Source organism: Paenibacillus sp. FSL W7-1287 (genome assembly GCF_038004245.1).
In the GTDB taxonomy this organism is placed as follows: domain Bacteria; phylum Bacillota; class Bacilli; order Paenibacillales; family Paenibacillaceae; genus Pristimantibacillus; species Pristimantibacillus camelliae.
The window spans coordinates 3,575,063-3,598,525 of the sequence record NZ_JBBORD010000001.1 but is presented as its reverse complement, the minus strand read 5'-3'; the positions used below and the strand labels follow the sequence as shown (position 1 = coordinate 3,598,525).

19 protein-coding genes, 14 tRNA genes and 1 pseudogene are annotated in these 23,463 nt (G+C 40.5%); 29 read left to right on the top strand and 5 right to left on the bottom strand.

Annotation, left to right across the window (positions count from 1 at the left end):
• Positions 1 to 31 precede the first annotated feature (31 nt).
• From NSQ99_RS16280 to NSQ99_RS16255, 6 genes are all read left to right on the top strand, one after another.
• A complete protein-coding gene (locus NSQ99_RS16280) occupies positions 32 to 925 on the top strand; it encodes a carbohydrate ABC transporter permease (RefSeq protein WP_251666314.1) in 894 nt (297 codons plus the stop codon).
• 12 nt (positions 926 to 937) lie between these two features.
• A complete protein-coding gene (locus tag NSQ99_RS16275; protein ID WP_251666313.1) occupies positions 938 to 1,774 on the top strand; it encodes a carbohydrate ABC transporter permease in 837 nt (278 codons plus the stop codon).
• 5 nt (positions 1,775 to 1,779) lie between these two features.
• Positions 1,780 to 4,281 (top strand): family 43 glycosylhydrolase, encoded by a 2,502-nt coding sequence (locus NSQ99_RS16270; RefSeq protein WP_340837839.1) that lies wholly within the window; start codon positions 1,780 to 1,782, stop codon positions 4,279 to 4,281.
• Between the two features lie 89 nt (positions 4,282 to 4,370).
• Complete coding sequence (locus NSQ99_RS16265; RefSeq protein ID WP_340837837.1) at positions 4,371 to 6,146, top strand: glycoside hydrolase family 2 protein; 1,776 nt, start codon at positions 4,371 to 4,373, stop codon at positions 6,144 to 6,146.
• A 481-nt stretch (positions 6,147 to 6,627) separates the two neighbouring features.
• Positions 6,628 to 8,499 carry an endonuclease MutS2 gene (locus NSQ99_RS16260; RefSeq protein WP_340837836.1) on the top strand — a complete coding sequence of 624 codons (1,872 nt, stop codon included), beginning with the start codon at positions 6,628 to 6,630 and terminating at the stop codon, positions 8,497 to 8,499.
• 195 nt (positions 8,500 to 8,694) lie between these two features.
• Complete coding sequence (locus NSQ99_RS16255) at positions 8,695 to 9,696, top strand: acrylyl-CoA reductase family protein (protein ID WP_340838816.1); 1,002 nt, start codon at positions 8,695 to 8,697, stop codon at positions 9,694 to 9,696.
• Between the two features lie 101 nt (positions 9,697 to 9,797).
• Here the strand turns inward: NSQ99_RS16255 and NSQ99_RS16250 are convergent, their stop codons facing one another.
• Positions 9,798 to 10,394, bottom strand: a complete 597-nt coding sequence (locus NSQ99_RS16250) for a TetR/AcrR family transcriptional regulator (protein ID WP_251666309.1) — start codon at positions 10,392 to 10,394, stop codon at positions 9,798 to 9,800.
• A 90-nt stretch (positions 10,395 to 10,484) separates the two neighbouring features.
• Between NSQ99_RS16250 and NSQ99_RS16245 the strand changes: the two genes are divergently transcribed.
• Positions 10,485 to 11,054, top strand: a complete 570-nt coding sequence (locus tag NSQ99_RS16245; RefSeq protein WP_251666308.1) for a 2TM domain-containing protein — start codon at positions 10,485 to 10,487, stop codon at positions 11,052 to 11,054.
• A gap of 57 nt (positions 11,055 to 11,111) precedes the next feature.
• On the opposite strand, the gene brnQ is transcribed toward NSQ99_RS16245, so the two are convergent.
• A complete protein-coding gene (gene brnQ / locus NSQ99_RS16240; RefSeq protein WP_251666307.1) occupies positions 11,112 to 12,482 on the bottom strand; it encodes a branched-chain amino acid transport system II carrier protein in 1,371 nt (456 codons plus the stop codon).
• Between the two features lie 210 nt (positions 12,483 to 12,692).
• On the opposite strand from brnQ, the gene NSQ99_RS16235 reads away from it, so the two are divergent.
• From NSQ99_RS16235 to NSQ99_RS16150, 19 genes are all read left to right on the top strand, one after another.
• Positions 12,693 to 12,768, top strand: a tRNA-Val gene (locus tag NSQ99_RS16235).
• Positions 12,769 to 12,857: 89 nt separating this feature from the next.
• Positions 12,858 to 12,933, top strand: a tRNA-Met gene (locus tag NSQ99_RS16230).
• A gap of 46 nt (positions 12,934 to 12,979) precedes the next feature.
• Positions 12,980 to 13,055 (top strand) — tRNA-Met (locus tag NSQ99_RS16225).
• 26 nt (positions 13,056 to 13,081) lie between these two features.
• Positions 13,082 to 13,158: transfer RNA gene (locus NSQ99_RS16220), tRNA-Asp, on the top strand.
• A gap of 16 nt (positions 13,159 to 13,174) precedes the next feature.
• Positions 13,175 to 13,250, top strand: a tRNA-Phe gene (locus NSQ99_RS16215).
• Between the two features lie 16 nt (positions 13,251 to 13,266).
• A tRNA-Thr gene (locus NSQ99_RS16210) sits at positions 13,267 to 13,342 on the top strand.
• A gap of 7 nt (positions 13,343 to 13,349) precedes the next feature.
• Positions 13,350 to 13,434 (top strand) — tRNA-Tyr (locus NSQ99_RS16205).
• Between the two features lie 7 nt (positions 13,435 to 13,441).
• Positions 13,442 to 13,515: transfer RNA gene (locus NSQ99_RS16200), tRNA-Trp, on the top strand.
• A 26-nt stretch (positions 13,516 to 13,541) separates the two neighbouring features.
• Positions 13,542 to 13,617: transfer RNA gene (locus NSQ99_RS16195), tRNA-His, on the top strand.
• A gap of 25 nt (positions 13,618 to 13,642) precedes the next feature.
• Positions 13,643 to 13,717: transfer RNA gene (locus NSQ99_RS16190), tRNA-Gln, on the top strand.
• Between the two features lie 5 nt (positions 13,718 to 13,722).
• Positions 13,723 to 13,797: transfer RNA gene (locus tag NSQ99_RS16185), tRNA-Gly, on the top strand.
• Positions 13,798 to 13,807: 10 nt separating this feature from the next.
• Positions 13,808 to 13,882, top strand: a tRNA-Cys gene (locus NSQ99_RS16180).
• A 17-nt stretch (positions 13,883 to 13,899) separates the two neighbouring features.
• Positions 13,900 to 13,976 (top strand) — tRNA-Arg (locus tag NSQ99_RS16175).
• A gap of 52 nt (positions 13,977 to 14,028) precedes the next feature.
• A tRNA-Leu gene (locus tag NSQ99_RS16170) sits at positions 14,029 to 14,112 on the top strand.
• A gap of 664 nt (positions 14,113 to 14,776) precedes the next feature.
• Entirely contained in the window at positions 14,777 to 15,205 is a 429-nt protein-coding gene (locus NSQ99_RS16165) for a hypothetical protein (protein WP_340837831.1), read from the top strand.
• Positions 15,206 to 15,418: 213 nt separating this feature from the next.
• Positions 15,419 to 16,120, top strand: a complete 702-nt coding sequence (locus NSQ99_RS16160) for a hypothetical protein (protein ID WP_340837830.1) — start codon at positions 15,419 to 15,421, stop codon at positions 16,118 to 16,120.
• Positions 16,101 to 16,568, top strand: a complete 468-nt coding sequence (locus NSQ99_RS23260) for a SpoIID/LytB domain-containing protein (RefSeq protein WP_445670554.1) — start codon at positions 16,101 to 16,103, stop codon at positions 16,566 to 16,568. Before NSQ99_RS16160 ends, NSQ99_RS23260 begins: the two co-directional genes overlap by 20 nt.
• A gap of 726 nt (positions 16,569 to 17,294) precedes the next feature.
• The gene (locus NSQ99_RS16155) at positions 17,295 to 17,888 is read left to right on the top strand and encodes an RNA polymerase sigma factor (RefSeq protein ID WP_340837828.1); all 594 of its coding nucleotides are present in this window, start codon (positions 17,295 to 17,297) and stop codon (positions 17,886 to 17,888) included.
• Complete coding sequence (locus tag NSQ99_RS16150; protein ID WP_340837826.1) at positions 17,878 to 18,648, top strand: DUF4367 domain-containing protein; 771 nt, start codon at positions 17,878 to 17,880, stop codon at positions 18,646 to 18,648. The genes NSQ99_RS16155 and NSQ99_RS16150 overlap by 11 nt, the downstream gene beginning before the upstream one ends.
• Positions 18,649 to 18,690: 42 nt before the next feature.
• Here NSQ99_RS16150 and NSQ99_RS16145 read toward each other — a convergent pair whose 3' ends face one another.
• Complete coding sequence (locus tag NSQ99_RS16145) at positions 18,691 to 18,897, bottom strand: hypothetical protein (RefSeq protein WP_340837824.1); 207 nt, start codon at positions 18,895 to 18,897, stop codon at positions 18,691 to 18,693.
• A gap of 53 nt (positions 18,898 to 18,950) precedes the next feature.
• Positions 18,951 to 19,184 (bottom strand): hypothetical protein, encoded by a 234-nt coding sequence (locus tag NSQ99_RS16140; RefSeq protein ID WP_340837823.1) that lies wholly within the window; start codon positions 19,182 to 19,184, stop codon positions 18,951 to 18,953.
• A gap of 1,379 nt (positions 19,185 to 20,563) precedes the next feature.
• On the opposite strand from NSQ99_RS16140, the gene NSQ99_RS16135 reads away from it, so the two are divergent.
• The gene (locus NSQ99_RS16135) at positions 20,564 to 21,025 is read left to right on the top strand and encodes a peptidoglycan-binding domain-containing protein (RefSeq protein ID WP_340837821.1); all 462 of its coding nucleotides are present in this window, start codon (positions 20,564 to 20,566) and stop codon (positions 21,023 to 21,025) included.
• 16 nt (positions 21,026 to 21,041) lie between these two features.
• Complete coding sequence (locus NSQ99_RS16130) at positions 21,042 to 21,713, top strand: hypothetical protein (protein WP_340837819.1); 672 nt, start codon at positions 21,042 to 21,044, stop codon at positions 21,711 to 21,713.
• A gap of 117 nt (positions 21,714 to 21,830) precedes the next feature.
• On the opposite strand, the pseudogene NSQ99_RS16125 reads toward NSQ99_RS16130, so the two are convergent.
• A pseudogene (locus tag NSQ99_RS16125) lies at positions 21,831 to 22,553 on the bottom strand (transposase); the annotation flags it as partial.
• A gap of 209 nt (positions 22,554 to 22,762) precedes the next feature.
• Here NSQ99_RS16125 and NSQ99_RS16120 point away from each other — a divergent pair.
• Positions 22,763 to 23,329: a hypothetical protein gene (locus NSQ99_RS16120; protein WP_340837817.1), complete on the top strand. Its 567-nt coding sequence runs from the start codon at positions 22,763 to 22,765 to the stop codon at positions 23,327 to 23,329.
• Positions 23,330 to 23,463: the final 134 nt, after the last annotated feature.

The window sequence follows — 23,463 nt, the reverse complement described above, 5'->3', positions numbered from 1 at the left end:
TGTCGCTCCTTTTCGATTCGAGGTGAATGAAGTGAATATAAAGCTGAACGGTTATCGCAAAAAAGAGCTTGCTTGGCTGTATTTGTTTGTAGCTCCTCCCGTGCTGGGCTTTTTAATTTTTGGTTTAACGCCCATGCTGTTTTCAATCTTTATTAGCTTTCAGAAATGGGATATGATCTCAACGCCATCGTGGGTTGGGTTCGAGAATTATATTGAGCTTTTCAAGGACGAGAAGGTGTTCAAATCTCTGTTTAATACGGTTTATCTGATGATCGGAATTCCCATCGGTATGGCGCTATCCTTATTGCTCGCCATCCTGATGAATCGTTCAATTAAAGGGATTTCATTCTTAAGAACGATGTACTACTTGCCTGTTATCTCTCCAATTATCGCTGTCTCCTTATTGTGGCAGTGGATATTGAACCAAGATTACGGCTTGCTCAATCATGTTTTGTGGAACTGGTTCGGCATTAAAGGTCCCAACTGGCTGGGCGATGCAGCTTGGGTAAAGCCTTCTTTAATACTGATTGGGCTGTGGGGCGGACTTGGCGGAAACATGGTCTTATATTTGGCGGGACTGCAATCGGTATCGTCTACTTATTATGAAGCAGCAGAAATTGACGGGGCGAACGGCTGGCAAAAATTTATGAGAATTACGCTACCGTTACTATCACCTATTCATTTCTTTGTATTAGTTATGGGGATTATTGGAGCCTTTCAATCGTTCAGCCAGATCTATGTGCTAGCTGTAGACGGTGGACCTGAATATAGCGGAGCAACAATCGTTTATTATATATTCCAGCATGCATTTAAGTATTTTAATATGGGCTTTGCAAGTGCTGCTGCTTGGCTGCTTGGTATATTGATATTTATCGTTACACTCATTCAGTTCAAATTTGCCGATCGTTGGGTGTATCAAGACTAAAGGGGTGTCAGGATGAAATACAAAAAAATGGCCGACTACTGGGCGTTGCTGCTGCTTTTTGCGGGCTTGATCTTCATGATTGCCCCATTTATCTGGACGCTATCCACATCATTAAAAGCACAGCGCAATGTGTTCGAAATTCCTCCTAAGTGGATTCCTGATCCAATGAACTTTAGCAATTATGTGGAGGTTTGGCGGCAAGCGCCCCTGCTTAATGGCTTTGCTAACAGTTTAATTATTGTTGTCGTTGTATTAACGATTGGCTTGCTCGTAGCTGCAATGAGTGCCTATGCCTTCGGGAAGTTTGAATTTCCCTTTAAGGGTGCGTTATTTCTCGGCTTGCTTGGTACGATGATGATTCCTTATTCAGTCGTAATGATTCCTCAGTTTATCGGATTCTCATGGTTAGACTGGGTAGACACACTGCTGCCGTTAATTGTACCCGGACTGTTCGGGAATATTGTCGTTATCTTCTTTATTCGTCAATTTATTTCTAGTGCGCTACCCAATGATTTGATTGAAGCAGCAAAAATTGATGGCTGCAGCTTTCCAAGGATCTTTTGGTCTATCGCGCTCCCGGTTATGAAGCCTGCACTTGCAGCTCAAGCTGCCTTAGGCTTTATGGGAATATGGAATGATTTTCTCGGTCCGCTTATTTATTTGCACACACCTGAGAAACAAACGATTCAAGTTCTAATCGCTTCGATGCAAGCTTTATATATCGGTCAATCCAATTATCCGATTATTATGGCTGCAGCAATTATCGCGATGGTACCAGTTATTATAGTATTCTTTTTCTGCCAACGTTACTTTATTGAATCGCTGGCGATAAGCGGTATTAAGGGATGATCTCGATGAGAGCTTACTTTAACGGAAAATGGGTAGCGGTGTTCATGGCGTTAGTAACAGTACTGGTGCTTGTAAGCTGTACAAAGTTAGAAAAAGCGGAGGTGCTTAATTTGGACAATTATTCAAGCAGCTACGCCAATCCCTTCCCTAGCTTGGAACAGGAATGGGACGATTATGGCAATGGCGATCCTTTCGTTATGAGATATAACGGTCAATATTACTTGTATGTAAGCACTAAGGATCATCGCACGGGTATTAAAGCGTGGCGCTCGAACAATTTAGTGGATTGGACGTATATTGACTTGGTAGCCGATGATGCAGAGTCTACAGGAGCCTATGCACCTGAGGTTGTTTACTGGAATGGTAAGTTTTATCTATACACATCTCCTGCTGGAAACGGGCATTACGTATACGAGAGCGATTTACCGGAGGGTCCCTTCAAGCGCGTCACAGAAAATCTTGGAATGAGCATCGATGGCTCTGTATTTATCGATGATGATGGACAATGGTATTTCACTCATGCAGGCACTTCAGGCATCGTTGGCATGAGTATGCCTTCACCTACGGAGTTTGATAACGGTCAAGTCATCTCAGGTGCATACCTTGGTCATTGGACGGAAGGCTCCATGATTATTAAGCGTAATGGATTGTATTACATGACACTCACAGGCAATCATGTGTTTAGTAAAGGATATCGAATTCATTACACAGTTGCGGAGCAATCACCGCTTGGCCCATATACTATGCCTCAGAACAATCTGATCGCGATTCATACAGAGGGTGATTTTTACGGTCTAGGTCACAGCTCGACGGTACTCGGTCCCGATATGGATTCCTACTATCTGGTCTATCACAATTTATTAGGCAGCTCTGCAGAAGGACCTCCCGTGCGTTCGATGAATATAGACAGACTTGTTTTCAATGGCAGAAAAATGGATCTGCTAGGGCCTACTAACTTCAAGCAGCCTGTGCCGCGTATGCCTGAGCTGGCTGCTCACCTTGATGAGTCCATAGACGAGGCACTATGGCGTGTTCAATCTAGTGAAAACGAGGAAATGATTATAAGCCTTCAATCAACGAATGAAGTATTTACTGCTGAATACAACTTTTCGCTGGATGAGCTAGCAGAGCAAGGTGTGCTAGAGCTTATATTTAATTATAGCGACGCGAGCAATTATGACGCCGTAGTTTTACTGCCTCATCAGCAAAAGCTAGCTGTAGCAAGCATTCGAGATGGCTCCGCAGCTGAGCTTGGGAAGCGAGACTTACTGCCTGATATAGATTGGACCGTATTGCATGCTATACGTATTGCACAACACGAGCATGGCCTGGATGTGTATTGGGATGGGGTGCAGCTAATGAGCCTGAACGGTGAACAGATTACAGCAATGGGTACGACTGGCGGTGCAATTGGCTATCTATATGAGGGCTTGAAGCCAACGTTACATTATACGGCTTTTGCCAATGCTGCTGCAGGTTCTAGTGATTATGATGTACTTAAGCCAATACCCGGTACAATTGAGGGAATACATTACTTGCAAGGCGAGAAGCACGGCTTTTATGTGACGGATAAGGGCAAGCAGTCGCCGATCCGTACTACAGATGGTGTCCATATTGAAGAGACAGGCTTGGGTGATTATGCTGTGCAGCTTAATAGCAGTAAAGACTGGCTACGTTATGGTGTGAATGTTTCAGAAGCTGGCGACTATATGGCGACTATGACGGTGCCTTCATCGCATGAAGATGTTGAGCTCGAATTAATCGTGGATGATGAGCAGGTAAGCCGATTTAAGCTACAAGCGCTGCATAGTGATGCATCGCTGCATGATTCGGATAGTCCACAGTCGTGGAGAAACTTACGTCTAGGTACGATTAAGCTGGAGCAGGGCTATCACACCATTACGATTCGGGTAGTGAAGGGCAAGCTAACGTGGTCGAACATGAGCTTTGTAACCGTAAATACGGAGGAATATTCTATCGATCGATTACTAGAGCAATCCACAGCTGAGGACATGCATGGTGAGTGGAGAATAAATAGCGGATGGCATAGCGGATTAAACGATCAGCAGGATGTGAAGCTGTATGGTGGCAGCACAGGCTGGAGTGATTACCGCATTAGAACTACAGTCAGATTGGGTGATGATGCTTCGGGCAATGCCGGCGTGCTGTTAAGAGTTACGAATGAGTCGGATTTTCCTCATCAGGTTACTGATGCGTTAAGCGGCTATTATGTCGCTGTAACGCCAACCAAGCTAGAGTTATATAAGCTTAATTATGATGCGGTAATGCTTCATGCTGAAAAGATAAAGCTGCCGAGAAATGAGGAAGTTTCATTAACTATAGAGGCAGTAGCTGAGACGATAACCGTTCAGGTGGATGGCCATGAAGTATTTTCTTATACGGATGAACATCCGTTTTTAGTAGGAAAGCTAGGAATACGCTCACAATTCTCAAAGGATATAGAGCTGACGGATTTGGAAGTTCAATCTGTGACTTCTAATGAATAGAATCAATCTTAAAGGTATGAAAGCATTGCACATGCATCTGCATCTGCACGGACAAATACCGATAACTATATAACAATGAGGTGGACATAATGGAACATAAATATATTGAACAATACCCCAGACCGCAATTTGTGCGTGATGCATGGCTAAGCTTGGATGGTGCATGGAATTTTCGTTTTGATGATCAAAGGCAAGGTAAATCGGAGCAATGGTACAAGAAATTGCCGCAGCCACAGTCAATTATCGTGCCGTTCACGTATGAAACGAAAGCAAGTGGGATAGGTGATGAAAGTCTACATAGCTGCATCTGGTATGAACGCAGCTTTAAGGTACCCGAAACACATCGTAACCAACGCATTATCTTGCATTTTCAAGCAGTAGATTATAAAGCAACAGTGTGGATAAATGGTGTAATGGCAGGTTCGCATGAAGGAGGTTATTCTGCTTTTTCATTTGATATCACAGACAATGTTAGCTTCGAACAAGAAAATATCGTAACTGTGCAGGTTGAGGATCATGTTTCTAGAACACAGCCTCGCGGAAAGCAACGCTGGATTAAAGATAACTTCGGATGCTGGTATGTACAAACAACGGGCATATGGCAATCGGTATGGCTCGAATTCGTTATGCAAGCATACGTGGAAAAAGTAAGAATGACACCTGATATTGATACTTCATCTATTGCGTTTGATTACTATATGCAGGGACTGGAGCGCTACTTACCACATAGCCTGCAGCTTTCGGTTAACATTTGGCTACATGGTAAGCTCGTTCGGCAGTTTACGCATGCTGCGGAAGAGCAGCTAAGCTATACGTACGATATTTCAAGCCCTCAGGCTGGTGAATGGCAAATTGCTCTGTGGCATCCTGAACATCCTAATTTGTATGATGTCGAGATAATACTGCGTCATGAAGATACGGTGCTAGATCATGTCTATACGTATTTTGGAATGCGTAAAATATCTACGTATCAGGGTAACATTCTGCTTAACAATGTACCTATTGAGCAACGACTGATACTTGATCAAGGCTATTGGACAGATACACATCTGACGCCGCCTTCTGAACAGGCACTAATTGATGATATCGATAAAACATTACAGATGGGTTTCAATGGGGTACGTAAGCACCAAAAGTTGGAAGACCCGCGCTATATGTATTGGTGCGACCGTAAAGGTGTACTGCTCTGGTCAGAGATGGCATCTACTTATCAATTCAATGAGCAGGCGGTTACTGCTTTTACGAAGGAATGGCTGGAAATTGTTGAGCAGCATTACAATCATCCGTGCATCGTTACATGGGTGCCATTTAATGAATCGTGGGGGATCTCCAACATCTTAACAAATAAGAAGCAGCAGCAGTTTACGGAAGGAATCTATCATTTGACAAAAAGCATCGACGATACAAGACTAGTCATCGTTAATGATGGCTGGGAGCATACGATTTCTGATGTGATTACGCTGCATGATTATGAGGAGAGTGGTGAGGAGTTCAGCGCACGCTATGCAGATAAGGAAGCAGTGCTATCTAATGTAATTAGCTTTAATAAACATAAATTTGCTTTGGCGCAGGGCTATCGCTACAATGGACAGCCAATTATGATTAGTGAGTATGGCGGTATTGCTTTTAACAGTGAACAAGGCTGGGGCTACGGTAATCAGGTAGCTTCGGAGCAGGAGTTTATCGAGCGCTATCATCGTATTACACAAGCGATTAAGGAAACACCATATGTATCTGGCTACTGCTATACCCAAATTACTGATGTGCAGCAGGAAGTGAATGGCTTACTCAAGGAAAATCGCGAACCTAAACTGCCACTTGAGACAATCAAAGCGATTAACCTAGGAAAATATGAGAGCAAGTAATTGAGTAACATATAAGTAGTTAAGTATCATCATATGTGTGGTTAACTGTACGTTATTAGGCAACCAGTTTCCGATATTTAAGCGGAGACTGGTTGTTCTGCATAGTATTTGTTTGAAATTTACCATTTACTGTAGTATGATGAAAGCATATGTATTAAAGGGGAGAAATTGATGTCTGTTATCGTTCTTAACTAATTAATTTCATATTCGAAGTATTGTAAGATCCTGGAAGGCCATTGCCGAATATGCATGGTTTATTTCTTCATGGAGCTTTCGTACTTCCGAATTAGTTAAGAACAACGGATATAATCGAAGCCTTAGAGCCGACTTTATTGTTTCCTACAACACATCCGTGCTGTCTTCAGTGCGGTTTTTTTGTGTTTAGGTGTGGATGATGGACGGTTTATTAAGGGCAGGGATGACGTATGTTCATTCCTGCCCTTTTTTTGTTGTGAATTAATCGATACAAAGGAGAATGAAAATGAACAATGTAAGCTATAAAAAGTTAGAATATGACAAAATTAAAGATCAGCTGATTTCATTCACAATGTCACAAGGCGGCAGAGTATTGGCAGAGCAGCATGAGCCTAGTACAGATGAGGCTGTCGTAAAAGAGTGGTTAACCGAAACAGCGGAGGCTGCTGCGCTGCTCCAAGCTGGAACGAGTGTACCATTATCTGCTATGGAGGGGATTATACCTTTTCTAACTCATTTGGGTAATGGAGAAATATGCACGGAAAGAGAGCTTGAACAGCTCGCTGCTTGGCTCAGCTCGGTCGCTCATATGAAACGATTTATGAATGAAAAGCGTCCGCTTGCGCCAACGATTAGTGTCTACGCTGACTCTCTGCACGATTGTCCAGCTATACGTGAGCAAGTGCAACACTGTATTCGAAATGGGAAGCTGACGGATCAGGCAAGTAAAGCTCTAGCTGATGCTAGAAGACAGATTGCATTAATCGATTCGAAAATTGAACGCAAGGTAAGTCAAACACTGACTAAGTATAAGAATGCGCTGCAGGAGCAGTTAGTTAGCCGGAGAAATGGTCATTATGTTCTTCCGGTTAAACGAGAGTATCGGAAGCTGGTGCCGGGGACAATTTGGGATGAATCGGCAAGTGGCCAGACCATTTTTATAGAGCCTCATGATGTTGGCGAGCTGCACATTGAGATGCAGATGTGGAAGGGGGAAGAGGAAAAGGAAAGAATGATTGTGCTGTCCGAGCTGACAGAGATGGTGGAGGATAAAGCCGCATCGTTAAGAGGTAATCTGGAAGTGATGTCCGTCTCTGACTTTATCTTTGCTCGAGCGAAGCTATCACGCTCATGGGATGGGATACACGTCAGATTATCTGCGCACCCCGTTATCAAGCTCGTTAATGCAAAGCATCCTCTTCTAGGAAAGGAATGCAAGCCTATTAACGTATCACTTGGCTGGCAATGGAGACAGCTTATTATTACAGGGCCTAATGCTGGTGGCAAAACAATAACACTTAAGACGATTGGGCTGCTAGCACTTGCGGTACAATCAGGCTTGCTGATTCCCGCAGAGGAAGGTACGGTGTTTGGCATCTTTGAGCATGTACTAGCAGATGTAGGAGACGGTCAAAGTATTGAGCACTCGCTTAGTACCTTTTCAGCTCATATGGCAACAGTGAAAGAGATGCTAGATGTAGCAAACAATCGTTCACTGCTGCTTCTTGACGAATTAGCTGCAGGAACAGATCCAGGAGAAGGTATCGCTCTATCGATCGCATTGCTGGAGGAGTTTATGCGGCGTGAGTCACTCGTTACGGCAACAACCCATTTTAACGAGATCAAGCGATACGCCGCGCGGACACCAGGCTGCGAGAATGCTCGCATAGCTTTTGATCCAGCAACGCTGCGCTCCTTATATCGATTAGAGATCGGTGAAGCGGGAGATAGCTTTGCCTTCGCAATTGCTCGGCGCTTTGGTTTGCCAGAGAACGTGGTCGCTAGAGCTGAGAAGCGGGTGTTAACAGGGGAAGTTAATTCGAGCGAGGAATCGCAGCATAGTGAATGCATAACAGCATTTGTTCCATTATCTGAGGAGGATGCGGAAGAAGTAAAAAGCAGTAGCGAAGTAATGCATTCCCGTCTTGAGGGCAATCATGATAAGGACGATAAGAATGAAATACAGCACGGTGAGCAGCATAAAGCAAAGAACGGTGATCGCGTTCAGCGAGCATTGGAGGCAGGAGATGAAGTGTGGATTCCGATGCTCCAATGCACGGGAACGCTAGAGCAGGCACCGAACGATAAAGTCGGAGCTGTGGTTGTGGTGAATGGGAAGAGGTTGGTCCTGAAAGCCGAATACTTGTATCTTTATTAAATGAGTTCACTTAATCTCTATTGGAAGAGGTAATTCAAACATTCATCTTTGATGACGATGTAATTTCGTTGTAGCGTAATCGACGTCGAATCTCATCTCATTGATGATGTGAAACTCAGCACATATAATGTAAGAAGATGAAGCAATATTTGTACAGCTATTCATGCGAGGACGATAGGAGGATTCCTGATGCAAATGAATGAAAGCTTTAATGCGCTTGTTGTCAATAAAGAGGATCAATTCTCAGTAGCGGTTAAAAAGCTATCGCTGAATGATCTACCGGAAGGTGAGGTCGTTATACGAGTAGCCTACTCAGGAGTCAATTATAAGGATGGGTTAGCTGGCATTCCCAATGGGCAAATTGTAAAGCAATATCCGTTTGTACCTGGTATTGATTTAGCAGGTACAGTATTGGCGTCTAGTGATCCTCGTTTCTACAAGGGGCAAAAGGTATTAGCTACTGGCTTTGGATTAGGCGTTTCGCATTATGGAGGGTTCAGTGAACTCGCTCGTGTGCCAGCAAATTGGCTTACACCGCTCCCTGCTGGCTTAACAATGAAAGAAGCGATGATTGTCGGAACAGCTGGCTTTACTGCAGCGATATCGATTGAGCAGCTTGAGAAGCAAGGAGTTGAACCAGATAAAGGTGAAGTGCTCGTGACAGGTGCTACCGGAGGAGTAGGTGGTCATGCGATCGCAATGCTCTCTGCGAAGGGCTATTCTGTTATAGCTAGCACTGGAAGCCATGAGCAGGCGGCTGATTATTTAACAAAGCTAGGTGCCCAAGAAATTATTCCACGCATAGAGGGGCTATACGATGGCAATAAGCCTCTTCAATCAGCAAACTGGCAAGCAGCAATTGATCCAGTTGGCGGTCCTGCACTAGCGATTATCTTAAGTAAAATAGCATATGGAGGCAGTGTAGCATTAAGCGGCTTGACCGGCGGCATTAATATTCCGGCAACCGTTATGCCGTTTATATTAAGAGGTGTAAATCTGCTTGGTATTGATTCAGTAAACTACCCAGCTGAAAAAAGGCCGATGCTATGGGAAAGAATAGCTACTGATTTGCGACCTGCTGCCTTCGACGCCTTAGTGGACCGTGAGATTGAGCTAAAGCAATTGCCTGAAGCGTTAACGGATATATTGCATGCCCGCACGAAAGGCAGAATATTGGTTTCCATTGTTCCAGAATAGCTACAAAAATAAGTTTGAATAAATGATTAAAAGCAGGAAGCTCTCAACAATCATTGAATGATTGTTGAGAGCTTCCTGTTTTTTTGCATTATAGAAGAGTTTCATTTGCAAAGGGATTGAAGATGGTAGTGTAAGGTTTGTAGCATTGCTTCTTGGGTAAATTGCTCAGGATTTAACAAGTGATGCACAGCCATTCCATCGACTAGAGCATGAAGCCTGTTAGCCTCCATCTCTAGATCGAGCCCATCCTTCGCAATATTTAATCGTTGCAGAGTATGTATGGCTTTTTTTAAGCCTTGATGCATATCCAAGTAAACCTTATTGCTTAACTCCCGCAGCGTATTGTCGACAAGAACCTTGGCAGAAAAAGCTAACCACACCTCCATTTCTATCTTTCGCTCTTCATCGACGGGGAGTACTTCACATACCCCTTCAGTCACCAATTCTAATGGTGTCTTTTTTTCATTTATTGCCTTAGAGGTAATCCGTTCAATGACTCGTTCTGAAACCAGCTCCATCGAAAAACGCAGCAAATCTGACTGTGATGCAAAATAGTGTCTAAGTGCACCAACGGAGAGTCCGGTAGCCTGTGCAATTTTTCTTACGGTAGCTTGTTCGATTCCTTCTTCTACAATAACTTTCCACGTAGCTTCTGCAATTTCAATTTTACGTTTATCGTGATCAACAATTTTTGGCATAAATTTATTATAACACACTTGTATTATATAAACCATTCTGATACTATTTAGTACGAATGTATTAAATAAAATTATAAGGATGTGTTTCCATTGATCGGTTGGTTAATTGTAGCTTGTGAAATTGGGTTCTGGGTGTTTGTGTTAGCTGGACTAGTATCTAGATATATATGGAAGAAAAAGATGCTAAGTACGTTTCTGCTTGTTTGTACACCAATCATCGATCTTATTTTGCTAGTTGTAACTGTCATGGACTTAAAGAATGGGGCAATAGCCACTACCTTGCATGGTATTGCTGCGGTGTACATTGGAGCTAGTATAGGCTTTGGTCATCAGATGATTAAATGGGCGGATGACCGCTTTAATTATCGATTCGGGAATGGTCGAAAACCAGTGAAGATAAAATACGGGGAAGCTCGTGCGAGAAATGAACGTAAGGGATGGTATAGACATTTATTATCCTGGCTCATTAGTGGCGGAATTGTTGTGGCCATTATTCTATATATAAACGACACATCACAGACTCAAGCTTTGCTCAATATTATGCAGTTTTGGTCTATGTTTTTGGTTCTTGATTTTCTGATCAGCTTTAGTTATACGCTGTTTCCCAAAAAGCCTAACAAAATAGAGGGGGATGCGAAAGATGGGCAAGAACTTAGATGATAAAACAAGGAGCATATTGACGCTTTTATGCTGTCGATATGCTCCTTGGGGGCATTATTATTTAAGGATAGGTTGATCATCAATGTGTTCATTACGCTCTCTGGAGGCTGGCCATATGATACCGATCAATACGCCGACAACTGCAGGTATAATCCAGCCCAATCCTATATCGTACAACGGCAGAATAGCGTTATAGGCTTCATCTACGTAAGCAATCAGATCCGTAATATATGGAAGCTTAAGCTTTGAGCTCGCCAGTCCTTCAATCAAGCTCACTACAAAGGTGAACGCTAGACTGAAACCATACACCTGCTTCTTACCTTTAAAGAGCGGGTGAAGAAACGTTAGGAAGATGAGCACGATAGCTAGTGGGTACAGGATCGAGAGTACAGGCACTGAAATTTCAATTAACTCATTCAATCCAACATTGGCAAGTAATGTGCTGACGATTCCTAGAAGGAGAACAAAGGTCTTATACGAAACCTTAGGTGCAAGCTTATGAAGAAAGCTACTGCACGAGGTTGTTAAACCTATGCTTGTCGTTAAGCAGGCGAGGATGACGATGACGCCAAGAATGATTCCACCAAATTTACCGAAATAATAATCAGATACTTTAGCTAATACTTCGCCTCCGTTGCTCAAATGTCCTAATTCCCCTACACTCGTTGCACCAATATAAGTTATTACGGTATAGATCAGGGCTAAAATAACTGCTGATATAATCGCTGCTTTCGATCCTACAATTAGAAGTTGCTTTCTCGAATTCGCGCCACGATCCCTAATTGCATTAATAACGATAATGCCAAACACGAAGGCAGCCAGCGTATCCATTGTAAGATAGCCCTCTTGGAACCCGTTAAAAAATGAATGCGATTGGTAGCTTTCTATAGGCTGTTCATATGTACCCATTGGCTTGATTAATGCGACTAACGATAATATGACAATAAACAATATAAGAAGCGGTGTAAGCCATTTCCCTACAATATCTATCATCTTGGAAGGGTTCAAAGAAAACAGACAGGTGATTGTAAAAAATATGATGGTGAACAACAAGAGCGCAAGATCTCCGTACTGTTCATCTATAAATGGCTTAATGCCAATTTCATATGAAACACTGCCAGTACGCGGCATCGCAAAAAGAGGTCCAATCGTTAAATATAGAACGGTTGTATAGACATAACCGAATACTGGATTCACATGACTAGCTAAGGAAAGTAGATCTTGTTTGCCAGAAAAGCTGAAGGCAATGACAGCCAGCAGAGGCAAGCCGACTCCTGTCGTTAGAAAGCCTAAAGTCGCATACCAGAACTCCGTTCCAGCAGATTGTCCAAGCATAGCAGGAAACACCAGATTCCCTGCTCCAAAGAATAAAGCAAAAAGCATAAGGCCGATTAAAACGGTGTCTTTCGTTGAGATTGTTTTATCCATATCGATTCTCCTGTTGCATCAGTTAGGGGATGTTAAAGCTGTGCTGTAGTAATATTAATTATGTTCTTTGCCTCCCTTAACAATACAGTATTATAGTAATTTCTCATAAGCACAGCAGCTATTATATCAGAAAAATAAGATCTTTGCTTGACATTTCAAACAAAGGCGTGTTATATTATTTAAGTCACTCCAAACGAGTGGATTACATACGGAGGATTAGCTCAGCTGGGAGAGCATCTGCCTTACAAGCAGAGGGTCGGCGGTTCGATCCCGTCATCCTCCACCATATGACTATGGTTTTTATCAGTCCTCGAAAAAAAAAGTAGTCGGGATAGTCGGCACTGAGAAAGGTCGCTTTTCGAGGAATTATATTGACGCGGGGTGGAGCAGTTGGCAGCTCGTCGGGCTCATAACCCGAAGGTCACAGGTTCAAGTCCTGTCCCCGCAACCAAATAAGAATTACCGATTTGTTGTGGGAATTTATGGACCCAAAATGACGCGGGGTGGAGCAGTTGGCAGCTCGTCGGGCTCATAACCCGAAGGTCACAGGTTCAAGTCCTGTCCCCGCAACCAATTAAAGAAGTACCGAATTGTTGTACGGAGCTGTGGTGTAGAGGCCTAACATGCCTGCCTGTCACGCAGGAGACCGCGAGTTCGAATCTCGTCAGCTCCGCCATTTTCTGGCAACATTCGGCTCGGTAGCTCAGTCGGTAGAGCAGAGGACTGAAAATCCTCGTGTCGGCGGTTCGATTCCGTCCCGAGCCACCACTAAGCGTTTAGATATGCCGCTTTAGCTCAATTGGTAGAGCAACTGACTTGTAATCAGTAGGTTGGGGGTTCAAGTCCTCTAGGCGGCACCATTTTTATGGGAGATTAGTGAAGTGGCTAAACACGGCAGACTGTAAATCTGCTCTCTACGAGTTCGGTGGTTCGAATCCATCATCTCCCACCATTCCTACAGGGGCATAGTTTAAAGGTAGAACAAAGGTCTCCAAAACCTTTGGTGTGGGTTCGATTCCTGCTGCCCCTGCCAGTGGAATCTTACAACTTATGAATATGGCGGTCGTGGCGAAGGGGTTAACGCACCGGATTGTGGCTCCGGCACTCGTGGGTTCAAGTCCCATCGATCGCCCCATTTAAGTAAAACTTGAGTTAATTGTTGGGGATTAGCCAAGCGGTAAGGCAACGGACTTTGACTCCGTCATTCCAAGGTTCGAATCCTTGATCCCCAGCCATTTATGCGGAAGTGGCTCAGCGGTAGAGCATCGCCTTGCCAAGGCGAGGGTCGCGGGTTCGATTCCCGTCTTCCGCTCCATTCATACATTGGCGCCATAGCCAAGTGGTAAGGCAAAGCTCTGCAAAAGCTTTATTCCCCAGTTCAAATCTGGGTGGCGCCTCCATAATAGATTGATAATGTGCGGCCTTAGCTCAGCTGGATAGAGCGTTTGACTACGAATCAAAAGGTCAGGAGTTCGAATCTCTTAGGCCGCGCCACTTTATGTCATAGATCCAAATTGGTGAGGGCAGGAGTACGCAAGTAACATAAGCCGGTGTGGCGGAATGGCAGACGCGTTCGACTCAAAATCGAATGGGGAGACCCGTGGAGGTTCGAGTCCTCTCACCGGTACCATCTTACAATGAACAGCTCATTAGAGAATTTCTCTGATGGGCTTTTTTTGTTTTTTAAAGCTGGGTTTATTGTGTTTGCAGAGCAGACTTTGGGGCTATATTCAAAATGTTAGTTAAAAGCAAAGTGGCATAACGATGCCGAAGCATGACGCTCGATAACAATATGGAGCTCTGCACTCTAAATTTTCGATCAATCGATGCCGTCCGCCAGTTGATAAAAGCTGAGGCGCAATTGAAAGATGAACTTATCAATAATATTCACAAATCGTAATATCAGTTACCTAGCACTTGCACATCCACTAGTATAGCCATATAAGTGTTTATAAGTCTATGTAATAACTATCGGATTTAAGCAGAATTACTATTATAATTTTCAATTTAGCATTGATAGGTAACAAGTAGTATTAAAAAAAATCTAAAAAAAAACGTAAGTAAACTATCAGTTGATGTGTTTAGTATAATGATAGGGTTGATTCAACCCTTAAATTTATGCGATATCTTGGATGCTATAACTGGAAAAGACTCAATGCAATCTTGCTAGCAAATACAATCTAATTGCTGTCACATATTGTGAGGGTAGCGTTAGAAAGTGGAGATGACTTCTTGAATCAAAATGAATGATTTATTCTCGTAGAACAGGTAGTTAACTTAAAGAAGGAGATTATATGTACATAAGATCCATATTCACTGTAATAAGCTTTTCATTAGCTGTGGTTTTTTTATCCGCATGTGATAACACATTACAAATTGAGAGTAAAAAGCCTCAAAATAGTACTTACGCTCAAGTTACGAAGGTATATACAAACTTAATTGAGAAGTCTGGTTGGTGGGTTGTTCCAAAAGACATCCACAAATTAACGATTTATGTTGAGGCTAACAACACGGAAACCGTACTATTTTGGTTGATTCCGACAGGTACCAAGACTTGGGATGATAGAGAACTCATCGGCTATGATATAAACGAAAGTGATGGATGGTCATTAGAATGGGATTTCGGTGAACGCACATTTCATGATCATATCTATGTTCAGGTGCTAGGGAATGATAGTTTTTCAATGGATAGTGCTACTATAAATGTGACTTCAACGGAGTGAAAGTTGTTCTTATCTTTTAGAAGAGGAGAATATTAATGAGAAAAACATTAAAGAATACGTGTGCTGTTATATTAACTGTGTTGGTAATGATAGCTTCCATGTCCACTGTTATTGCCTCAGAATCAGAAGTAAAGCAAGCAGAAAACTACCAGTTCCAAATCAGAATGTACCAGACGTAGTAAATCAATATGTCGTTGTTATTAGGATTGGGACTTGTTTGTAAAATCATATTCACCTGAAAGACAAAAACATTATGTTGATTTCCCAAATGAAGACCAACTGGAAAACCAAACAGGAATTCTTTCAGTTGATTCTATAGAGATCTATCAAGCAAAACAGTTACCATCAGAGCATATTTTACAGATAGAACCATATTTTTCGGAAATAGATAATTCTCTATATGATGATATTCAATACTACTATATTGGTTTTAATTACAGTGTTATTGAAGAAAGCGAGTTTTTCTATAATGGTGTGAGATACGAAGTCTTAGCAGTAGGTGTACTTGATGGAACAGAATACATTATTGGTCATGAGAATGTCTATGATTATAGTGTATTAGAGACATTTGGATACACATTTAATACTGAAGCTGAAAAAAAGGCTGAAAATATAGTTAAACAGAGAGAGAACGGTCTTATTGTAAATTTCAATAATGAAATATTATACGATCAAAGAATAAATAAAGAATATGTTGAGATGGAAGTTCAAGCAACACAGCAAAGCGAAGAAATTTCAATTATTCAAAATATAGATAAAGTGGTTGAAGATAATCCTATAGATAATAAAAATCTTGAGAAAGCAAGTAAGGGGAATGATAATATAGGGATTCAGCCATTTAGTTCAACAAGTACTCCATCTACATTCAAATTATACATTACAAGTACAAAAAAAAATAGTCAATATTGGTTTTGATGCTTACACTAAGGATGTACTGCCAAACGAATGGTATGCTTCATGGGAAGAAGAAGCCTTAAAAGCTGGGGCAATTGCAATTAAAACATATGCTTGGTATAACGCTACCTATCCAAGAAAACCCGCAACTGATTACAATGCGCATTTAACAGACAAATGGCAGAACTATCAGCATTATGTACCGAATTCTGGAACAACAGAAACTGACACAGCAGTAGATGATGTATCAGGTATATTTATGAGAAATTCGGACGGTAAGGTTTTTGACGCGCAGTATCGTGCTGGAACTAAGGGTGAAATTGGTGAATCTTTTGGAGGAGTTCTAAGTCAATGGGGAACTCAATTTATAGCATTAAATTATCCTCAATATAATTATTACACTATATTAAGTTATTATTATAGTTATTCTGATAAGAGCAGTGATTTGATTGAAACTGGGAATTATTGATTAATAGACAGGATAATATATGACAAATGGGCGTTTTGAAAAGTAGATAACTTGCTGAAGCTGCTGTCTGTAATTTGCAGACAGCGGTTGTTTATATTCTACTGGTGAATTATCTAAATGAACGATGTTGCAGACGAGCTAGACTAAAAAGTGAATGGAGAGATCCGTAGAGGTTCGAGTGCTCTTAGCGGTACCAGTTATAACGAGCAGTTCATTGGAAGAAACTCCGATGGGCTTTTTTGTTTTTAATGACTCTAACCATTAATTTTTTTTGAATATACTTATGAGCAAAACTACAAATAAGAGAAAATGTTTGCTGTAGTCGAATATTCGTTTTAATAATTGAGCGCAACTATGCAAAAATCTAAGATGAGAAATAAGTAACTGTTTTAAATCGCTTAATATCATTCTAATTTATAATTTATTGACTTTTCTACACCAAAGAAAATCCCCCATAAAAGCTCCTTTTCTTCTTAATCGGTAGTGTGATGTATCATTCTCCTTTTTGAATAGTATGATTAAAGATAGTGAATTTTTGAAAACAACTGGAAATTAATAGGTAATATTGTTATAATTACAAGAACTTAACATTATAACTCTTTGATTATAGTATGCTGCAATTACTTAATAATTCTATGATTTGTGTTAATTCATAAGATAGTTTTGTCTTCTCATAGTAATTTTATACGTTATTAAAAGTATGCTAACTCTTATTAATTAAAAGGAATGATACAAAATATGGAATACTCAGAAGATGAATTACTTCAATTAATATCACCAGGCTTTACTTTACTGGATGAGTATACACAACGACAGGTTTATCGTTCATTTCATTCATTGACATATACTATGGTATTATATATCATTCAAGATTATAATCTTGTACAAGATGTTATCCAGGAGTCTTTTCTAAAAGCTTTAAAGAAAAAGCCTTATACATCAGATATTAATCATTGTAAGGGTTGGCTAAAGCTCACAACTAGAAACTTAGCTTTAAATTACTTGCGAAAATATAAAAAAAATCGTAAGGAAAGTGATGTGGATAGTGTTTTTATATTAAATACAATTCCATCTTATGCTGAACCTGTGGAAAAACAAGTTGAAAGTAAACTTTTAAAGGAATTTATAATGACTTCATTGAATAGTTTGAAGCCAGAGTACAGAGTTTTGATTGAATTACGATGGCAAAACCAATATTCCTATCAAGAAATTGCTGATGAACTTCAGACAACGCCAGAAATTATCCAACAAAAGCTTCATCGTGCAAGAAATGCATTACGTAAACAAATTAAAGATTGGATGAACGAACATGGACGATAAAGAAATCGATCAATTGATTGACGATACAATAAAAAATGCTCCTGCTGCTCCCAAGCCAGCTGTTGATGCCTCGTGGCTGCAAGTCAAGCAACAACTGCAACGAAGGCAGCGTGTTAAATTGAGAGTTCGTTTTGTAGCCATTGCGGCTATTTCATTCATAATTGGTGCTGCATTATTTGGGACACCGGCTATTACAACGGCATTTACTCCTTTTTATCAGACGATAAAGGAACTGCCTAATCAAGTGGTTGCTTTCTTTTTTGGAAAAGAAGATTCTACTAAAATTCAATCTAAGACAGAGCCGCCAAATGATTCGCTATCATCGATTCAGGACAGCACTATAATTGAGACGGATCATGTACTTGAGGTTTCAGCAGAACAATTGGAAGAAATGCTAAGTTTTGCAGCGCCTAAATTGAATTACATTCCTCCTTCGTATTCTCTTTTACGAATCGAAATTATGAAGCTTGGGGCAGATGCTAAATCGAATCAGGTTGAGTTTATTTATCAAAATAAAGAGAATGAAATATTAAGAGTTTTCTTAAATAAGCTTACTGATAAGCTAACAATTGGCTCTGGAGCCAATCGTTCTGGTGGAACAGTAGAAACAATTCAGTTAGCTTCGGGTGAAGCCTATTTAATATTGACAGAAAGTGGCTTGAACAAAATTGAGTTACTCCAATCTGATATATATGTTCGTGTAATGGGACGAGAAGATGAGGATGTATTAATTCAGATTGTCAATAATATTTCTTTCTAAGGAAAAAGCCTCCTGAATCCAGTTGGATTCAGGAGGCTTTTTTTAAGGTCCAATCAGAATGTGGTAACTGATTCGTTCACCTTGTTCATATGTAGTCCCCTGCTGTATCCAGTGAATGGTTTTAGCACGATAGTAGTACCCCTCAGTCACATTCCAAGTGACACTAGAGGTGTATGAATCTCTGTTAGTCGTACTGCGTTCAACTGCAGCGGTTGCATCAACCCAAGTAGAGCCTGTCCATCGCTGCAAGATAAAAGTTATACCAATAGAATCTACTGTTTGACTTGCATAAGTTGTTGCAGTTATTCTTGCTTTGGTTTCCGAAGGAAGTTGTTCCAGACTATTAGCACCATCATCCAAATAATTATGGTTGGATTTAATATGCCAAATGGTTCAAAAAGCATGAATGGTTGTACATTTGCAACAGTATCCTCTTCCGCTAAAAATGACTTTGCTTCAATTGATGATAAGAACAAAGATGCACTAAGTACAATACACATTACGAAGCAACCTACCAATCTTACTGTTTTAATCAATATAATTCCTCCTCTAAATTTAAATAAAGTTCTCACAAGTTATATTTGTGGAAGTCTGAGATTCTTGGATTGTGCAGAGTAATTATTTTTCTAATGGTCGGCTCTATCTAAATACATCTTTACATCACCAAGCATAAGATATCTTTTTGCTTAAAAATTCAAGTACAGCTTCATAGAATTAAAAAAAAGAAAATAGTCAGAATAATGAGGAGGTAGGTCAGGTGAAAAAATATATTCTAAAATTTTTGTGGAAAAGCGTAAGGAAACTATAAGTTGAAGTGTCTATATTATTGAAGATGATTACTTTAGCAATTATCCCAGCATTCATAGGTTTTCAGATTATTTACATATTAAAGAGAGCTAATATAGTGATCATACATTAATCTACTGTGATTGTATAAAGAATGCCAAGAAACAATTGGTATCTTGATACGATATAAAGAGCCGATTTCCAGGCGGTTTTGTAGGACGCAACTAGAACCGACTCTGCGCGTTTTTCGCTATGTGAAGAAAACAGCTTAGAATCTATTATGCAATATAGTCGCTTTGTACATAGTGAAAGAGTAGCTAAAAGCAAAGGAGAGGATATTTCTTTAAAAGTATTTATTAATCAACCGAGAAATAATATTTATAGTGAAAGTTTATACTAAGAGTAGGAAAGTCCTTATGGAAAAGAAAAAAATGGGATTTTAGCTATTTCTGATAACCTTGCTATTTCCATACTACCGATTAGTTCTACGGCGCAAGGATTGAACAAGGAAAACTGGCCTACTCGGAGACGGGGAGCATTGTAAAGACGGAACCTGCCGAAACTCCTGACTCTATTATCGATATTTAAAATATTAATCCAGAGGATATTCATATTCCTTTAAATTTGAATAAATCTAATAGATCGGCAGTGGATTCAGAAGGGCATATGCTAGGGGTATGAGACGGGCGGTGGAATTAAGGTTCAAGCAAATTATCAACTGTCTGATGGGAAATCTCAGATTCTAGTATCACAATCTGTAAATCCTGTTGAAATTGATGTGTTAGAACAGTTTAAATCCAACCTTAAGCCAGAAAATTTGACTGGAACCGAGATTAACGGTCACAAAGCACTGATTGAAGAAGGGCGAGTTCCAGGGCAAGCCCTCATTATTACCGATGATTACTTTTATATGGTTGGTTCGACTGATTCCGCCGATATTAGTATATTAATAAGCTGTAGCCGAGCAGATTAATGTGAAAGGAGAGAGTTATTTATTGTAGCAACATAATTAATAGCTTTCTAATGGCTTCAAAAACTCAATCAGTTTTTATCAAATTAAAGGAAAGGAGACGAGAGCCTGCAACTGCAACAATTCTAATTCAGACGTTGTATTAGAAAAGGAGGAAAAATGATGAAAAAGAAAATTGGATTAACTTTATCTACTGTTATGTTGGGTAGTCTGCTTATGCTTGCTGGTATGGCATATGCCAATGGCTTCTCTGGTTGGCCAACTTTAAGTAAGGGCTCTTCTGGTGGTTATGTTTCTGGTTTGCAAGCTAGCCTTTATGCTATGGGGCAACAACCATCGGTAGGAGCTGTGGATGGAATTTTTGGGACAGGAACAGAGACCGGTTTAATTAACTTTCAAACTAACACTGGATTGGTAGCAGATGGAATCGCCGGTTCAGATACATGGAGTGAATTTCATGATTGGGCAACTTTTGAAACGTATACATTATGGTATCTAGATACTTCTTATAGCTCTACTTATTGGACAAGCTTTGCACTTACTAATAATGAGACAAAATTGACATACCGTGTAAGTTACAAAGGTTCTAACACATCGGTTTACAGCGGAACAGTTTATTAAAAGGGGGAAGAATATTTTGAAGAAAAAAATTATTTTTACCAGTTTAGCATGTGCGCTTTTGTTCACTAGTGGTGGGCTTATCTATCAAACCCAAGCCTCCAAAACAAACGTTTCCTCTGAAGTGATTTTGACACCATCATTGGCTGCGAGCGATGAGAAAAACCATCTAAACCTTCCTTCAACATTGGATACACAAATTGAAGAGAAAGTCATGCCTGAGCCGAATGTAGAACAATTTGGAGTCGATCTTTCAGATGTTGCTCCCGGGGAGGTATTGATACCTGAAGTTTTGAAAATCACAGACAAGAATTCTACAAATTTTTCTACTAATGAAAGCACTGAGACCTCTGATCTTAAACAAACCAATCTGTTAGCAAGTGATTATGGTAACGGGTATCACTTCAGAGCCACTTATGAATCCCAAGATGGTAACGAATTCACGGTTCTCCAAGTCCCTATTGAAATCAGCTTAGAAACAACTTTCCAAGGTGTTAAGGACTTTTATAAAGAACCGGTAATTGAAACAGAAATTAATGGACTACCCACAGCCTATGTAGATGGTAGAGTGAGAAAAGTAGTCCATTTCTTCACTAATGACCGTGGTTATACCGTTACAAGTCTTAATGCTAGCATAGAAGAGACTTTGAATGTAGCGCAACATCTTGCTGATCAATTGTCAGAAAAATAATTTTGATCGGACGAAAAAGAGGCTGGGACAAAACGAGCTTCCCATAAACAAGACAGGGATGAAATCGATCTAGATTTCATCCCTGTTGCATAGTACTTGTTACTTATCGGTGAAAACTTACGTCCTCACCGCGTATTTTCTCAAGTTTACAGCCATCAATGCAAGACCAATGTCATGTTCAACCTCAGATTCTCTCGAAGCATAAAGCGAGTGAAACCTAAATTAGCTTTCAAGAAGGAAAAAACTGGCTCTACATTAATTTTGCGTTGGCGTTAGAGCTTGTTTGTTTTGTCTTCTGAAAGCTTTTCTCTCGGCTTTTTGTTGCTCCCATGTTTCATTGATCATGAGCGTACGATTCGATTTTTGCGCCTTGGTTCAGGTAGAGCGGAATAGACAACCGGTACCATCCTCAAACTCATACAACTTGAATTGACGTGTAAAACCCGATCGATCTCTTCGTGTCACCTTGCGTTGAAACCATAGTTTCTTTTCATTCGGGCATAGTTGTACATCTTGCTCCGCATCGTACACCCAATTACTCGTTCGGGAAAGGGTCTATCTTGAATCTTCTTTTTTGCTCGTTCAAGTAATGAGCATACGTGAGCAGAGGTGTACGGTTGATCTTCGTCAGAATATGGGCACATAATTTTGCTCGCTGCCATAACCTGCATCCGCAACAATATATTCAGGCAATTCAAAGTATTCTTCATCAATGGTATGTAGGAATGGAATCAACGTTTTTGTATCGGTTGGGTCAGGGAAAATACCATAGGCCAACGTATACTGCCCTTCGGTAGCAATTTGAACGTTGTAACCGGGCTTGAGTTGTCCGTTCTTCATGAGAGGACGTCGCTAAGAGTAAGCAGCTACGCCATCAATGCAAAACGCCTAAGCAAATGGCCAAGCAGGTTCGAGAATAGATAAGACGTAAACAAAAATATGAAAAAGATTTGGTTTGGAGTGAACGTTGGAAACTTGAGGATAACACAATTTGGTCACCAGGGGCAACGGAATATTGGAATTGATAAATATGAATGGAGGAAGTTTGAATGTCAACAATAAAAGGAAAAGGCAAATATTGGATGGTTGCAGTTTGTTTAATTGTATTTACTGTAGTTTTTATTCGTTTAGCCCAAAGTGGTTATGCCCAGTCGACTCATAAAACATATCTTGAACTTGTAAAAGAAGATAAGTTATATTACAATGAACATCCTTCATTTGAAGATGAGTTACGGGATGCGCCTGAATCAGCAAAGAAGCAACTTGATAGTTGGGAACGAGCAGTAGCTAAATTGAAAGGAAGATTACCTGTTGAGGATTGGAAATTAATTAGTAGTGGGGATATTGACCTTCACTTTACTAATTTTTTGCCTTCACAAGAAGTGGCTACATTTAACTCAGTTTTTTATGGTGATGAGAGAAAGGCAGCATTGGAAATAGGGGATTTATTTCCAGGTGCTTTAATTAGTCCAAATCAGGATCAAGTTATTTTATTATGGGAAAAGGGAGATGGAAGTACTGCCTATATTCAGATAGATTCGAAAACTGATTCAGATGGAAATAGAACATGGGATTTAAATGGTAAGGCTAATATTATTGAGAAAGATGTTAAGTAGTTCAACAGGCTACATGCGAGTCCGCAAGAAGGAGCGCATAAGCAAACATCAACCAAAAACACCCTAGCGGTGTTTTTTCTTTTTTTAGCACCTTGTTTTAGAATTTCCATCATATTACAGCAACAGTCCGAATA

Bases quoted from the DNA above. Each gene is read 5' to 3' on its own strand.
- NSQ99_RS16275 (WP_251666313.1), top strand. From the start codon at position 938: ATGAAATACAAAAAAATGGCCGACTACTGGGCGTTGCTGCTGCTTTTT.
- NSQ99_RS16270 (WP_340837839.1), top strand. From the start codon at position 1,780: ATGAGAGCTTACTTTAACGGAAAATGGGTAGCGGTGTTCATGGCGTTA.
- NSQ99_RS16265 (WP_340837837.1), top strand. From the start codon at position 4,371: ATGGAACATAAATATATTGAACAATACCCCAGACCGCAATTTGTGCGT.
- NSQ99_RS16260 (WP_340837836.1), top strand. From the start codon at position 6,628: ATGAACAATGTAAGCTATAAAAAGTTAGAATATGACAAAATTAAAGAT.
- NSQ99_RS16255 (WP_340838816.1), top strand. From the start codon at position 8,695: ATGAATGAAAGCTTTAATGCGCTTGTTGTCAATAAAGAGGATCAATTC.
- NSQ99_RS16250 (WP_251666309.1), bottom strand. From the start codon at position 10,394: ATGCCAAAAATTGTTGATCACGATAAACGTAAAATTGAAATTGCAGAA.
- brnQ (WP_251666307.1), bottom strand. From the start codon at position 12,482: ATGGATAAAACAATCTCAACGAAAGACACCGTTTTAATCGGCCTTATG.
- NSQ99_RS16165 (WP_340837831.1), top strand. From the start codon at position 14,777: ATGTACATAAGATCCATATTCACTGTAATAAGCTTTTCATTAGCTGTG.
- NSQ99_RS16155 (WP_340837828.1), top strand. From the start codon at position 17,295: ATGATACAAAATATGGAATACTCAGAAGATGAATTACTTCAATTAATA.
- NSQ99_RS16150 (WP_340837826.1), top strand. From the start codon at position 17,878: ATGGACGATAAAGAAATCGATCAATTGATTGACGATACAATAAAAAAT.
- NSQ99_RS16135 (WP_340837821.1), top strand. From the start codon at position 20,564: ATGATGAAAAAGAAAATTGGATTAACTTTATCTACTGTTATGTTGGGT.
- NSQ99_RS16120 (WP_340837817.1), top strand. From the start codon at position 22,763: ATGTCAACAATAAAAGGAAAAGGCAAATATTGGATGGTTGCAGTTTGT.